The sequence below is a fragment of the Micromonospora sp. NPDC005707 genome, from assembly GCF_040631005.1.
Classification (GTDB): domain Bacteria; phylum Actinomycetota; class Actinomycetes; order Mycobacteriales; family Micromonosporaceae; genus Micromonospora.
The window spans coordinates 468,340-482,201 of sequence record NZ_JBEXYR010000001.1 but is presented as its reverse complement, the minus strand read 5'-3'; the positions used below and the strand labels follow the sequence as shown (position 1 = coordinate 482,201).

The 13,862-nt window shown below is 68.6% G+C and carries 13 protein-coding genes and 1 pseudogene; 12 read left to right on the top strand and 2 right to left on the bottom strand.

Features of this window, described 5'->3' with window-relative positions; all coding sequences use genetic code 11:
* Nucleotides 1-190 precede the first annotated feature (190 nt).
* Nucleotides 191-475 (top strand): annotated as a pseudogene (locus ABZ452_RS02245) (helicase); the annotation flags it as partial.
* A gap of 96 nt (nucleotides 476-571) precedes the next feature.
* The gene (locus tag ABZ452_RS02240; RefSeq protein ID WP_357938177.1) at nucleotides 572-2,422 is read left to right on the top strand and encodes a DUF262 domain-containing HNH endonuclease family protein; all 1,851 of its coding nucleotides are present in this window, start codon (nucleotides 572-574) and stop codon (nucleotides 2,420-2,422) included.
* A 119-nt stretch (nucleotides 2,423-2,541) separates the two neighbouring features.
* Here ABZ452_RS02240 and ABZ452_RS02235 read toward each other — a convergent pair whose 3' ends face one another.
* Nucleotides 2,542-3,243 carry a hypothetical protein gene (locus ABZ452_RS02235; RefSeq protein ID WP_357938019.1) on the bottom strand — a complete coding sequence of 234 codons (702 nt, stop codon included), beginning with the start codon at nucleotides 3,241-3,243 and terminating at the stop codon, nucleotides 2,542-2,544.
* 58 nt (nucleotides 3,244-3,301) lie between these two features.
* Here ABZ452_RS02235 and ABZ452_RS02230 point away from each other — a divergent pair, with 58 nt between their 5' ends.
* From ABZ452_RS02230 to ABZ452_RS02195, 8 genes are all read left to right on the top strand, one after another.
* A complete protein-coding gene (locus ABZ452_RS02230; protein WP_357938016.1) occupies nucleotides 3,302-3,730 on the top strand; it encodes a hypothetical protein in 429 nt (142 codons plus the stop codon).
* A gap of 23 nt (nucleotides 3,731-3,753) precedes the next feature.
* Entirely contained in the window at nucleotides 3,754-3,951 is a 198-nt protein-coding gene (locus ABZ452_RS02225) for a helix-turn-helix transcriptional regulator (RefSeq protein ID WP_255352245.1), read from the top strand.
* Nucleotides 3,948-4,925, top strand: coding sequence for an NAD(P)-dependent alcohol dehydrogenase (locus ABZ452_RS02220; RefSeq protein WP_357938013.1), 978 nt, complete (start codon nucleotides 3,948-3,950; stop codon nucleotides 4,923-4,925). The genes ABZ452_RS02225 and ABZ452_RS02220 overlap by 4 nt, the downstream gene beginning before the upstream one ends.
* A gap of 159 nt (nucleotides 4,926-5,084) precedes the next feature.
* Entirely contained in the window at nucleotides 5,085-6,440 is a 1,356-nt protein-coding gene (locus tag ABZ452_RS02215; RefSeq protein ID WP_357938010.1) for a hypothetical protein, read from the top strand.
* A 335-nt stretch (nucleotides 6,441-6,775) separates the two neighbouring features.
* Nucleotides 6,776-7,252 carry a hypothetical protein gene (locus ABZ452_RS02210; protein WP_357938007.1) on the top strand — a complete coding sequence of 159 codons (477 nt, stop codon included), beginning with the start codon at nucleotides 6,776-6,778 and terminating at the stop codon, nucleotides 7,250-7,252.
* 136 nt (nucleotides 7,253-7,388) lie between these two features.
* A complete protein-coding gene (locus tag ABZ452_RS02205) occupies nucleotides 7,389-9,740 on the top strand; it encodes an acylase (protein ID WP_357938004.1) in 2,352 nt (783 codons plus the stop codon).
* A 396-nt stretch (nucleotides 9,741-10,136) separates the two neighbouring features.
* Nucleotides 10,137-11,030: a DMT family transporter gene (locus ABZ452_RS02200; RefSeq protein WP_357938001.1), complete on the top strand. Its 894-nt coding sequence runs from the start codon at nucleotides 10,137-10,139 to the stop codon at nucleotides 11,028-11,030.
* Nucleotides 11,031-11,160: 130 nt separating this feature from the next.
* Nucleotides 11,161-11,709, top strand: a complete 549-nt coding sequence (locus ABZ452_RS02195) for a TFIIB-type zinc ribbon-containing protein (protein WP_357937998.1) — start codon at nucleotides 11,161-11,163, stop codon at nucleotides 11,707-11,709.
* Between the two features lie 10 nt (nucleotides 11,710-11,719).
* On the opposite strand, the gene ABZ452_RS02190 is transcribed toward ABZ452_RS02195, so the two are convergent.
* Entirely contained in the window at nucleotides 11,720-12,052 is a 333-nt protein-coding gene (locus ABZ452_RS02190; protein WP_357937995.1) for a YciI family protein, read from the bottom strand.
* Between the two features lie 195 nt (nucleotides 12,053-12,247).
* Between ABZ452_RS02190 and ABZ452_RS02185 the strand changes: the two genes are divergently transcribed.
* The gene (locus ABZ452_RS02185) at nucleotides 12,248-12,808 is read left to right on the top strand and encodes a hypothetical protein (protein ID WP_357937992.1); all 561 of its coding nucleotides are present in this window, start codon (nucleotides 12,248-12,250) and stop codon (nucleotides 12,806-12,808) included.
* 188 nt (nucleotides 12,809-12,996) lie between these two features.
* Entirely contained in the window at nucleotides 12,997-13,860 is an 864-nt protein-coding gene (locus ABZ452_RS02180) for an aldo/keto reductase family oxidoreductase (RefSeq protein ID WP_357937989.1), read from the top strand.
* Nucleotides 13,861-13,862: the final 2 nt, after the last annotated feature.

Genomic DNA, 13,862 nt, shown 5'->3' with positions numbered 1-13,862 from the left:
CGGGACTCGGGGCGGTACTGTCCGGGGACGGCCGGTGGGGAGGTGGGGGCGATGCTTGCCGGGCTGGAAGTGTCACTCGCGGTGGAAGCGGAGCGGGTGGTCACGGCCGTGCTAAGGCGACGCAGCAGCTGTGGTCGGAGCAGCACCGGCTCGAGTACGCCGCGCTCGGCACCGACGACTAGCCCGGCACGGTGCGGACATCACCGTCGACACCGCCAACCGGCTCCAAGGCCGCGAGCACGACGTGACGATCGTGCACCCGCTCTCTGGGCGCCCGGATGCGACCACGTTCCAGCTGGAGTCGGGGCCGCTCTGCGTTCTGACGTCTTGGCACCGGCACGCCTGCATTATGGTGGCCCGGGTCGGCATCGCCGAGTTGCCCGACGCCCATACGTCGACCGAGCGAATGCACCTCAACGTCCCAGTCAAGTCCCCGGATGGCTGGGAAGCGAATCAGTCTGTCATTACTCGTTTGTCTGTTGCAGCCCCGATAGAGCAAATCCAGTTAAAGCGGCATCGATCCTCGCCCCGTAGGTCTAGTCCCGGCAACCACGATCTAGTCGGAAGTGACATGGACGCTAACACCTATTCTCTCAAGCAGGTGCTCAACCAAGAGCGAAGGTACGTCATCCCGACTTATCAGCGAGACTATGAATGGACACGGGACGGACAGTGGGAGTTGCTGTTTGACGACCTGGAAGCCGTCGCGGACCGCTTGTTCGACGCTCGTGCACATGCAATGGCTCTCGGGAAGTCTCCCGCCAAGGCTGATCAGCGGGTAATTCCCCACTTTCTGGGCGCGATCGTTTGCGACCAGCTTCCCGCGCCGGCAGGTGGGATCGATGTGCGAGCCGTTATCGATGGGCAGCAGCGACTCACTACGCTGCAGGTGTTGCTCCGCGGTGTGTTAGACGTACTGATTGAGCGTGGCTCACCTCGCGTGCGTCAGGTTCGGCGGCTGTTACGCAACCCCTCGGATGTGGTCAACGAGGACTACGAGGAGCACAAGTTATGGCCACGTAGGCGAGATCGGCCGTTCTGGCCACTGGCAATGGGGGATGAGCTTCCCTCGACTAGCCACCATCCATACCTACAAGCACGACGCTACTTTGCTGATCGAGCGCGCGCCGCCATCACTGGCGTTGAGGGTGAGGATCGCGCAGATAGCATGGTGGATGCTCTGACCGATCTCTTCAAGCTTGTCGTAATTGACCTTGAAGATAACGACGACGCCCAAGTTATCTTCGAAGTGCTGAACGGGCGTCAGACTCCTCTTTCGGCGGCGGACCTGGTAAAGAATTTGCTCTTCTTGCGTGGTGAATTGGCGAGTGAGCAGGAGCTCGACAAGGTTTATGAGGCTTATTGGGCACCGTTTGATGATGAGTGGTGGACGAAGTCGGTAGGACGCGGCCATGCGACCCGAGGTCGCCGAGACACACTTCTCTCCAACTGGCTTACCGCAGTCTCGGGTAACGAGATCAATGTCGGCCACCTTTACGGTGAAGTCCGCCGCCACCTTAACGTGGGAGATCAAAAGACGGTACAAGTGCTGAGTGAGTTGCGCGAATACGGTGAGGCCTACCGTGCGCTGTACGGGGCAGAGGACCCGGGGTCTGCTGCTTTGGCTGTCTCGTATAGGCGGCTCGATCGGCTCGGCATCAGCACCGCAGTCCCGCTGTTGCTCTGGCTCCGAACTGTTCCTCGGTCCCGCCTCTCCATGCTCGAGCACGAGGCCGCAGTACTTGCTGTGGAATCCTGGGTGGTCAGGCGGATCATTATCGGCGCTAACACCAGAGGCTACGGCAAGGTCTTTGTCGAGGTTCTAAACGCTGCAAAGCGCGTTGTGGACGATCCTGGCCAGTCTATTGCTCTAACGGTGGTTGAAGCTCTTAGCCGCGAGGCGGGTACTCTCCGGTGGCCTAGTGACGGAGAGCTTGCGGAGGCGTTCGTCAATCGCAAGATGTACGACACCCTGACGCAGGAGCGGATTCGGCTCTTGCTGGGCGCGATTGATGCTCGCTTGCATCAAAGCAATCCTAAGAGCGAGTTCGCCCAATTCGATTATGACGTCCTGCAAATTGAACACGTCATGCCGCGTTCGTGGCGGGAGTACTGGCCGCTACCGAAGGGGGATGAGTCAGCCCAGATGCTGCGTGCTCAACAGCGCGACCAGGCGTTGCACCGTATCGGAAACTTAACGCTCGTGACCTCTGCCTTCAACAAATCAGTCTCGAATAAATCATGGTCCATGAAGCAGCCAGAATTGATTCAGCATTCGATGCTTTATATCAATAAGGCCTTCGGTAGTATCAATGTTTGGGATGAGGATGCAATCGAACTGAGGGCACACCACCTGGCTGGAGTTGCGGCAGAGGTATGGCCGACACCGGCCGAGCTTGGTCATTTGATCAGCGGAATGTGACGTGACGGTCGCCTGCTCGTCGCAATGAAGGTTCAATCCGTTCCCCGACGAGTAGGGGATTGACTTCGACCCGCGGTGCGTGGCGGCAGGGATGCCTATAATTGTCGGCACCCCTGCCGTCAGCCAGTGATATCTGTCTTCGTTGCGCCGCCGTGCTCCGTGACCCGGGGGCGGCAGCGTACCTTGATCGCTCCCTTGGTGAATGCCTCGTCGGTCGCCTGAATCGACCAGATGTACGCCTCACCTGGACGCAGGTGGGCCATCTTGTCGGCTGTGAGGGTCGTCAGCGCGGCGTTCGCCTTTTGGATGTGCTTCAGCCAGGCTGGTGAGTTGAACTTGTGCAGGATGATTTGGCTCGAAAGCTCGATCAGTGACACGGGCACGGAGGGCGGATCCGGACTCGCGACCATGATGCTCGTGCCCTTGTGCCGCATCTCTCGTACGACCTCGACGAGACCGGCCACGAGGTCAGGGCTCTCGATGTACTTGTGGGCTTCGTCGAACACCACAAGCTTGTTGAAGGCTTTTCCGTCGTGCTTCGCGTCTGCGAACAGCTGGAGCAGGACCACGAAGAGCCCGAGCGCCTCGTCCTTTTCGATGAACTCGTCGCGTAGGTCGACGATGATGAGTCCACCGGGATGGATGAGTTCGCTGAGGCGGACGCTGTCATCGAGAGCAGTCGTGAGTTCATCGCCCCACGCTAGGCGTGGGCCGGCCGGGCGACAAAGCCACTTTGGCCGGCACCGGACCTCGGCAGGCGCGACCGCGCCGGCCCTGTCACTGGCTCCCTCCGCCCACGCGATGTAAAAGTTTCTAGACACGGTGTCAAAGACGCCTTACTCTAGGCGTGTCAAGGATTCTTTACACTGGGAGCCGGTCATGACGCATGAGGAGAAACGCGCCTGGACCATGCTGGTGGTCAGCGTCGTGGGGTACGCGGTCTACGCGGCGGTCGTCCTGAGCCGGGTCGACGGTGGGCCGCTCTCCGCGACCCCCTACGCCGCCGTTCTCCTGTGGACGGTCGGCGGCGCCATCGTCGCGAACATCGTGGCCGAGATCGCGATGGGCGTGGTGAACCCGCGGGCGTCCCGCGTCAAGGACGTTCGCGACCGGGAGATCGGGCGGCTCGGCGACCATGTTGGCCAGGCGTTCGTGGTCATCGGCGCGGTGTCGGCGATGCTCATGGCGTTGGCCGAGTGGGACTGGTTCTGGATCGCCAACGTCATCTACCTGTGCTTCGTCCTGTCGGCGGTGGTCGGCTCCCTGACGAAGGTGATCGTCTACCGCACGGGTGTCCCGCAGTGGTGAAGCCGACCCAGGTCACGAACAACATCCGCGCACTGCGCTTCGCGCATGACGAGATGACCCAGGCCGAACTCGCCGAGCGGATCGGCGTGACCCGGCAGACCGTCATCGCCATCGAGCAGGGTCGCTACTCGCCCTCGCTGGAGATGGCGTTCCGGATCGCCCGCGTGTTCGGCGTACGGCTCGACGACGTGTTCCAGTATCCCGAGGAGGCGGCACCATGAAGGCCATCGTCCAGGACACCTACGGCCCGGCTGATGTGCTCCAGCTCCGCGACATCGACCGTCCGGCCATCGGCGACGAGGATGTCCTCGTCCAGGTCCGCGCGGCCGGGGTCGACCCCGGAGTCTGGATCTTCATGGCCGGCCGCCCCTACCTGGCGCGGCTGGCGAGCGGGTTGCGCCGGCCCCGGGTGCCGGTGCGCGGCCGGGACCTGGCCGGGGTGGTGGCCGCGGTCGGCGCCCGGGTGACCCGGTTCCGGCCGGGCGACGAGGTGTACGGCACCTGCCTGCGCGGCTCGTACGCCGAGTTCGCGAGCGCACCGCAGCGGCGACTGGCCCGCAAGCCGGCCAACCTGTCGTTCACGCAGGCCGCCGCGCTGCCGGTCTCCGGGATGACGGCGTTGCGCGCCGTACGCGACAGCGGCGAGGTGCGCCCGGGGCACCGGGTGCTGGTGATCGGCGCATCGGGCGGTGTCGGGTCCCTGGCCGTGCAGATCGCCAAGGCGTACGGGGCGACGGTGACCGCAGTCTGCGCCCCGGCCAAGGCCGATTTCGTCCGCTCCCTCGGCGCTGAGGACGTCCTCGACTACACGAGCGAGGAGGTCGACCGCGACGGTCCGGTGTACGACGTAGTCATCGACACCGGCGGTGACCGGCCGTTGTCACTGCTGCGGCGTGCGCTCACCCCGCACGGGACGCTGGCGCTGGTCGGTGGCGCGTACGCCAAGGGCCCGATGCTCAGCGGTTACGACCGGCAGATGATCCGCGCGCCGCTGCTGTCCCTGTTCGTCGGCCAACGGCTTCGCAGCGTGAGCGCCATGGAGCGGGCCGAGGACCTGGACGAGCTACGAGATCTCATCGAGTCCGGCGCGCTCACCCCGGCGGTCGACCGCACCTACCCCCTTGTGGAGGCATCGGACGCGATCCGGCACCTCCGGGACGGGCACCCGGCGGGGAAGGTCGTCCTCACCATCTGACCTGCTGGTGAACGGGCTCAAGGCGCGGCGTGTTCAGCATGACCATCAACTTGGTGGAGCCCGGCGTCGGCTGCCGGAAGCGCGAGCCGGGCGGTGAGGTGCAGCGCCAACAGCAAGCCCGGTACTAGGATCTCTCGCTGGCCGACACGGGGAGGTGTCATGCGGCGTCGTCAACTGCTGGCGTCCGGGATGTTCGCGGCGATCGGGCTCAGCGCCGGGGAGCTACTCACAGCAGCACCGGCCGCCGCCGACACAACCCCGCTGAAGAGCGTCGGCACCCAGCTACCGGTGGACGACCTGCGGGCGATCGAGCTCGACGAGGCGCGCGGCCGTCTCTATATCGCCCAGGGGGTCGGCGGCGGGCTGCCGCTGGTGGTGACCGACCTCGACGGCCGGCTGCTGAACCGGGTCACCGCCGTCGCCGACATCTCCGACCTCGTCCTCAGCGACGACGGGCGGGTCCTGTACGCGGCCCAGGACTTCAACCGCATCGTCGCGCTGGACGCCGCCACGCTCACCATCATCGCCAGCTACCCCGCACCGCCCGGCGCCCACCTGTACACCGTCGAACCGACCGGCGAGAAGGTCGTCGGCGGGTTCATAGACGCCGGCATCGGCTCCGGCGGTCTGCTGATCTGGTCCGCGCCCGGCACCCCGCCGGTGGTCTACACCGGGGGCCCCAACTACTACCCGATCATCGACGCCAGCCCCGGTGCGCCCGGCCTCCTCGTCGCCGGCGATACCAAGATCTCGCCTGTCACCACGTACGTCGTCGACGTCTCCGGGGACAGCCCGAGGATCGTCGCCCGGCGGGACAACACCGGCAGCAACCTCATCGACTACGCCGTGAGCCCGGACGGCACCGAGGTGGTGGAGACGGTCGGCTACCCGTACGAGCATCACTCGTACCGGCTGCCGGATCTCGCCGACGCCACCGTCTATCCCAGCGGTGTCTACCCGCAGGACGCCGCCTGGTCGGGGGACGGCTCGACCGTCGCCATCGGCCGCGCTTCGACCGCCTCCGGTGAGGCCGATGTCTACCTCTACGGCAAGGGCAGCACGGTCCCGACGTACGCCGTCGACTTCCGCAACGGCGACAGCCTCTGGGAGGGGACGCTGCTGGTCAACCGGGACGGCACCCGGGCCTGGGCGGTCAGCTCGACCGACCCCTACCAGGAAACGCAGCTGCTGCACTCCTTCGGGCCAGCGCACCCAGCGAAGCCGCCGATCACCGACCTGGCTGTGACCGCCCAGGTTGGGACGGGCAAGGAGAAGGGCACCGCGCAGCTCACCGTGACCTGGAGCTCGCCGATCGGCGACGACAACTACTGGTGGATCACCGCGTCGACCAACGGCGGGGCCGAGCGGGAGTTCTGGCGCGGCAGGATGGATACCAGCGGCCGGTACGCCCTCACCTACTCGCTGCCACGCGGCACCACCACCTTCACGGTCCGGTACCGCGACTACTGGCAGTTCTACCCGGACGGCTACGCACCCGCGGTGCTGCAGCGGTGAGCGGACCGATCCGGCGTCGCGGTCCGCTTGTCCGCCGCGGCGCACTGGCGCTGCTGCTGCTCGCCACCGGCCTGGCGAGCTGCGCCCGGCCGGGTGCCGCCGGAGCCGATGGCGCCGTCTGGGACATCCCGGCGCCCACCGCCACAGCGACGGGGAGTGCGGCCGCGGCGACGGCGAGTGCGGCCGTGACGCCAACCCCGAGCAACCGGTCCGCGAGCGCTGCCCCCAAGCCGAAACCGCGCCCATCGGCGTCAGCGCAGGGCGGTGCGGCCGCTCCGCCGCCGGCCCCGGCTGCCCGGGCAACTCCGGCCCCGGAATTCCCCCGCGGCTACACCTTGCTGTCGCAGACCTGCACCCTCCAGGTCGGCCAGCAGGTGTACGTCTCGCGCAGCGGCAAGACGAAGGGTAACTTTCGCTTCTGCACGCAACGGCTGCGCAAGAACGACACGGGTGGCTACTACCTCAATCCGTACGTCTTCGTCGAGCCCTTCTACCTCGACGGCGGCCGCTGGCTCCCCGACTCGCGTGAGCCGGTGAGCCTGACCATCACCTGCCGGGTCATCCACGCCGGCGAACAGGACTACTCGCTCACCGCCACCTCGCCGAGCGGGAACGGGCCCGGGCACACCGCGTCCTGCGGCCGGCAGGTGCCGCACGCGGTCAGCCCGACGACGGGCAGCGACGCCTACACGATCCGGTTCAGCGGATACACCTCGGGCGGTTACTACGGCGTGCTCGCCTTCGACACCGAGGTGCACTTCCCGGGCGCCGGCAAACCGACCCCGGAGCAGCAGGTGACCGTACCGGGCTGACGCGGGACGTACCACGACCGCGACCTGATCGACAGGTGACTTGAGCAAGTTTCACTACTAGCGTCGGTCGGACCTGGACAGTCGCTACTCGGGGAGGACGTCCAATGTTCCGTCCACACCACCACCAGAGCGCCCGATGAGGGCACGCCCATTCGCGGCGGCAGCGACCGCCATCGGACTGGTCGCCGCCGGCCTCACCGTCACCGGCGGCACCGCCGCCGCCCACGGCAACGGCTACTCCGCCCTGATCCAGCGCGCCTCGTTCGGCGTACCGCACATCACCGCACAGAACTTCGCGAGCCTCGGCTACGGCGTCGGCTACGCCCAGGCCGAGGACAACATCTGCCTGATCGCCGAGCAGATGGTCACCGTCCGCGCCGAACGGTCCCGCTGGTTCGGCGCAACCACCAGCAACGTCACCAGCGACCTGTTCCACCAGAAGGCCATCGACGCCCGCGCCGCCGAGCGCTGGCTGACCGGCCCGCGCGACGGCATCCACGCACCCTCGAACGAGGTACGCGACCAGATCCGCGGCTTCGTCGCCGGCTACAACGCCTACCTCCGCGGCGCCAAGAACAAGATCACTGACCCGGCCTGCAAGGGGAAGGACTGGGTACGCCCGATCACGGAGCTGGACGTGTGGCGGGCGAACTGGACGCGGATGATCCGGGCCAGTTCCGGCGCGCTCGCCGACGGCATCGTGGCCGCCGCACCGCCCGCCGGGACCAGCGCGCCGCCCACCACAGACAAGAGCAGCGCCCCGCAGGCCGAAGCCGTTGTCGCCGCCCGCGACGGCGCGCCGGCCGGGGTGGGCAGCAACGCGTACGGCCTGGGGCGCGACGCCACCGCCGGCGGCTCCGGCATGCTGCTCGCGAACCCGCACTTCCCGTGGGACGGCGGCGAGCGCTTCTACCGGATGCACCTGAAGGTGCCCGGCCGCTACGACGTGGAGGGCGCGGCCCTGGTCGGCGATCCGATCGTCGAGATCGGCCACAACGGCCGGATCGCCTGGTCGCACACCGTCTCGACCGCCCGCCGATTCGTCTGGCACCGGCTGGCTCTGGTGCCCGGCGACCCGAGCAGCTACCTCTACGACGGCCAGCCCCGGAAGATGACCTCCCGCACGGTCACCGTGCAGACCCCGGGCGGCCCGGTTGCCCGTACCTTCTATGACACCCACTTCGGCCCGGTCGTCGTGGTGCCGGGCACCTTCGACTGGACGGCGCAGGCCGCGTACGCGATCACCGACGTCAACGCCGCCAACAACCGCGCGCTCGACGGCTGGCTCGCCATGGGCCGGGCGAAGTCGGTGGGTGAGCTGCGGGCGGTGCTGGACCGGCGGCAGTTCCTGCCCTGGGTCAACGTCATCGCCGCCGACCGCGACGGCAACGCCCTCTACGCCGATCACTCCGTCGTGCCCCGGGTCACCGGCTCCCTCGCGGCCGCCTGTATCCCGGCCCCCTTCCAAGCCTTGTACGCCAGCAGCGGCCAGGCCGTCCTCGACGGCTCCCGCTCCGCCTGTGAGCTGGGCCGGGACCCGGACGCCGCGGTGCCCGGCATCCTCGGCCCGGGCAACCTGCCCGCGCTGGTCCGCGGCGACTACGTGACCAACTCCAACGACAGCTACTGGCTGGCCAACCCGGCCCGCCCGCTGGAGGGCTACCCGCGCATCATCGGCGACGAGCGCACCCCGCGCAGCCTGCGGACCCGGCTCGGCCTGCACCAGGTGCAGCAGCGGATCGCCGGCACCGACGGGCTCCCCGGCAAGGGCTTCACCACCGGCAAGCTGTGGGACGTGACGTTCCGCGACCGGGCGTACGGGGGTGAGCTGGTTCGCGACGACCTGGTCCGGGTCTGCGAGGCGCAGCCGACCGCCACCGCCTCCGACGGCACCACCGTCGACCTGGCCGCGGCCTGCGCCGCCCTGCGCGGCTGGGACCTGCGGGTCAACCTCGACAGCCGGGGCGCGCACCTGTTCACCGAGTTCGCCCTGGCCGGCGGCCTGCGCTTCGCCGACGCGTTCGACCCGGCCGCCCCGCTGACCACGCCGAGCCGGCTCGCCGTCGACGACCCGAGGGTACGCACCGCCCTCGCCAATGCCGTCCGCAAGCTGAACGGCATCCCGCTCGACGCCCGCCTCGGCGACGTCCAGACCGAGCCGCGCGGCGCCGAGCGCATCCCGATCCACGGCGGGCGCGCGGAAGCCGGCGTCTTCAACATGATCATCGGGGTGCTGCAGCCCGGCGTCGGCTACTCGAAGGTGCAGCACGGCTCGTCGTTCGTGATGGCCGTCGAGCTGGGCCGAAACGGGCCGTCGGGCCGGCAGATCCTGACCTACTCGCAGTCGGCCAACCCGAACTCACCCTGGTACGCCGACCAGACCCGGCTGTACTCGGGCAAGGGCTGGGACACCATCAAGTTCACCGAGAAGCAGCTGCGCGCCGACCCCAACCTGGTCACCTACCGGGTGGGAGAGCGGCGTCACTGACCGCCCCGGCGGAGACTCCGAGCCCCGGCGGCCGGCCAACCGGCCGGCCGCCAGGCCGATTCCGAACCCGCTGTGCAGGGCGAGGGGGAGCTTGCCGCTCAGCGGCTGGCCTTCGCCATCAGCGGGACACCCTCGCGGTAGCTGTGCGTGGCACCCGGCTTCCGCGAAATGAGGTTCGTGTCGTCCAGCACCCGTGAATAGGATCGGCTCATGGACCGGACCTTCGACATCATCGCCCCGCCGCGCTCCTGAGCGGGGCGTCTCCGCTCATCGTGTCCAGCCTGCCTCGGTGGGACACGCGGTTCACCCAGCGCTGAGTCCGGCACGCCCCGCTTCCGCGACCCTCAATTCCCTCGTCGCAGGAGCGATTCCTTGATGCTTGTCACCCAACACCCGGTGGCCGCCGCCCGGCGCTCCACCACCGGCCTGTGGTCGCTTGTCCTCGCCGGCGTGCTGTGGGGCACCGGTGGCCCCACCGGCAGCCTCCTCGCCCACGAAACCCGGCTGGCACCGCTGGCCGTGGCCGCCTACCGGCTCGCCGCCGGCGGCATGCTCGTCCTCGTCTGGCTCTGCCTGACCCGGCAACCACTGCCACGCGGCCGGCGCGCCTGGGGCCGGATCGTCGTGAACGGGCTGCTCGCCGCGGTCTTCCAGGCCTGCTTCTTCGCCGCGATGGCACGGACCAACGTCAGCCTCGCCACCCTGATCACTATCGGCGCGTCACCAGCCCTCGTCCTGTCCGCTGAAGGGATCGCCGGACGACGGCGCGTCAGCGCGGCGATGCTCGCCACCGTGGCGCTGGCCGTCAGCGGTCTGGTCCTGCTCGTAGGCGCGCCAGCCGGCGGCATCGCGACCACGAACGCGCTCATCGGAGCCGGATTCGCGCTGCTGTCGGCAGCCGGCTTCGCCACCATGACATTCATCGGAACCCGGCCCGTCGCCGGCCTCAACGATCTCACCGCCACCGGCGTGAGCTTCGCGATCGGCGGCGCCGTGCTCGCCCCTGAGGCCATCATGACGTCCGGGATGGACTTCGTCCCGACCCCGACGTCCGTGGGGTTGCTGTTACTGCTGGGCACAGCACCCACCGCAGTGGCCTACGCCCTGTACTTCCGGGGCCTGCGCACCACCGCGGCCGGTACGGCAGCGCTGATCGCGCTGCTGGAACCACTCGTCGCCACGCTCCTGGCGGCGCTGCTCCTCGGCGACCGTCTCAGCTCGACCGGGCTGGTCGGCGCCGGGCTGATCACCGCCGCCATCGTGCTTGACACCCGCGGCACGCACCATTGACAACCGGGCCCCCGGGCAGGACCACCAGGTCCTGCCCGGCCCCCTTCCTCGCGACTCTCACCCGCTGGACCGCGGCGTTCCGTCGTGCTCATCCACGACGACAGGGCCGCGCCGGCGTAGGGTCGGCAGCGTGGTAGGGGCGGAACGCCGGTACCGCTACGTCGGCCCGGCGGACGTGCAGGCGTCGGTCGCCGACGCCCCCGAGGGCTGGCCCATCCGATCACCGGGCGATCTCGACAACTACCTGGCGGCCGCGGATCGGCGCGACCGGGACGAGCCGTTCACCTACGTCGTCGACACCGGCGGCACGTTACGGCTCGCGCCGAGACGCAGCGAGCACGTCGCCTGCGCCGGCGGTGGGGAGGTCCTCGGAGCGGGGGAGATCGGCTTCGCCGGTGAGCGGGGCGGCTGGGTCGTCACCGAGGTGAGCAACCACTCCACCGGGTACTGCCCCGATCCCGCCTCATGGCCCGCGGTGGCGGGCGCCCTCGACCGCGCGGGCATCGACCGCCCGGACGGCTTCACCGTGGCCGTCGTCTTCCGGCGCTGCCTCGAATGCGGCGAGCGCAACCTGATCCGGGACGACGACTACGTCTGCGCACTCTGCGGTGCCGAGCTGCCGGAGGATGTGGAACCCCGGCTGGCGGCGCAGCCGTCGACCGACCAGCGTCCCCACTGACGACCGGGCCTTACGGTGCCTCCCGCAACGGCCAGACCTCGACGACTCCCTGCGCGACCGCGCATGGCGTCCTCGACGCGATCTCGGTGGCTTCCTCCAGCGTCTCCGCCTCGATGATCGCGAACCCGGCCACCGGCAGGGCCGAGGACAGGAACGAACCGCTCTGCACGGTCATGCCGGCGCCGTTGAGGTTCCGTACCTGTACGGGGGAGTCGGCAATACCCATCACGGTCCCGGCCTCGCGCATTCGCATGTCATGGGCGTGCGCCTCGTCGAGCACCGCAGCGTCGGTACTGTCGTAGCCTTCCTGGTCCCCGTATCCGATCGTCACGAATCTCGCCACCACAGGCTCCCTTCGGTTTGGCACGGAAATCGTCACACCTTCAGTGCCCATCGTGGCCGCGGCGAACCAGGACAACGTGGTCGACGAGGACACGGCCCCACCACCATGGCCTGCCGCCCTCCGCAGCGAAGGTCATGGGGCGGCGGGTGAACGATCGCGCGGCGTACGGTGTGGGCCGACTCGAAGGAGATTCGGATGGCCGTCCGACCGCGGCGCAAGCCCAACAAGGTGCGCTTCTTCGCCATGTTCGCCGGGCTGATCGTCGTCGGCGTCGGCCTGGTCTACGGGCTGCACTTCGTGGCGAACCCGTGGGCTCTGGCGCTGCCCGGCAGGCCGGCGCTGACCGGCTACTGGCAGGGCGTGGTGCCGTACGGTCCCGGCGACGACCGGCGGGCCGTGCTGCGTCTGACCGACGACGAGCCCAGCGCGACCGACCGCTGCGGCGACTGCCCGGATCTCCGGGGCGGCATCAAGGTCTGCCAGGCGGGGCGGGCCGAGACTTACGAGATCTGGGGGGACCCGCTCAACTACCGCGGCACCCGCTTCTCGCTGCACACCCGCTCGCACGACGAGGGACCGGGAGTGCGCCTGAAGGAACTCGACGGCGACTGGGACGGCGACCTGCTCCGGATCCGGACGTCGTTCACCACGCTCGCCGCCGATGGCACGGTCGCCGCCGGACCCGGTTCACCGACGGCTTCGTTCGACATGACCCGGGCCGACGAGGCCGACTTCGACGACCCTTCGTGCCGGTGACGGCGAGTTCACAGCGCCTCGTGCTCCGGTGAGCTGTGTCGGTCCGTAACCGGACGCAGCGCATGGCGGGGCGCCGGCAGGCGCTTGGAGCCGCGCCGCCGGGAGGAAGCTCCCGGGCCGGTGCGAGGGTTTGCTAACCCCGTCGGCGGGAAGCTTGCGGATTTGCGACTTCAGGGAGAGGAATTCCCATGACACAGACCAGCCTTCCCGGCGGCACGTTCCGCCTGGGGGATCTGACGGTCACCCGGATGGGGTACGGCGCGATGCAGTTGGCCGGCCCGCACGTCTTCGGCCCACCGGACGACCGCGACGCCGCCATCGCCGTGCTGCGCGAGGCCGTCGACCTGGGGATCAACCACATCGACACGTCCGACTACTACGGCCCGTACGTCACCAACGAGATCATCCGGGAGGCCCTGCACCCGTACCCCGATGACCTGCACATCGTCACCAAGGTCGGGGCGCTGCGCGACGCCGAGGGCAACTGGCCGCAGGCCCTCGCCCCGGAGCAGCTGCGCCAGGCCGTCCACGACAACCTGCGCCGCCTCGGCCTCGACGTGATCGACGTGGTCAACCTGCGCGTCGGCGGGTTCGACCGGCCCACCCCCGGCTCGATCGAGGAACCGTTCACGGTCCTCGCCGAGCTGCAACAGCAGGGGCTGATCAGGCATCTGGGGGTCAGCACCGTCAACGCCGAGCAGGTGGCCGAGGCGCAGTCCATCGCGCCGGTCGTGTGCGTGCAGAACCTCTACAACATCGCCAACCGCAACGACGACGACCTCATCGACTCCCTCGCCGCGCAGGGCATCGCCTACGTGCCCTACTTCCCGCTCGGCGGCTTCTCCCCGCTGCAGTCCGAGGAGCTGAACGGGGTCGCCACCCGCCTCGGCGTCACCCCGATGGCCGTGGCGCTGGCCTGGCTGCTGCAGCGCTCCCCGAACCTCCTGCTCATCCCGGGCACCTCGTCCGTCGCGCACCTGCGCGAGAACGTCTCCGCCGCTGCGCTGACCCTTCCCGACGACGCGCTGGCCGAGCTGAACAACATCGCCTGACG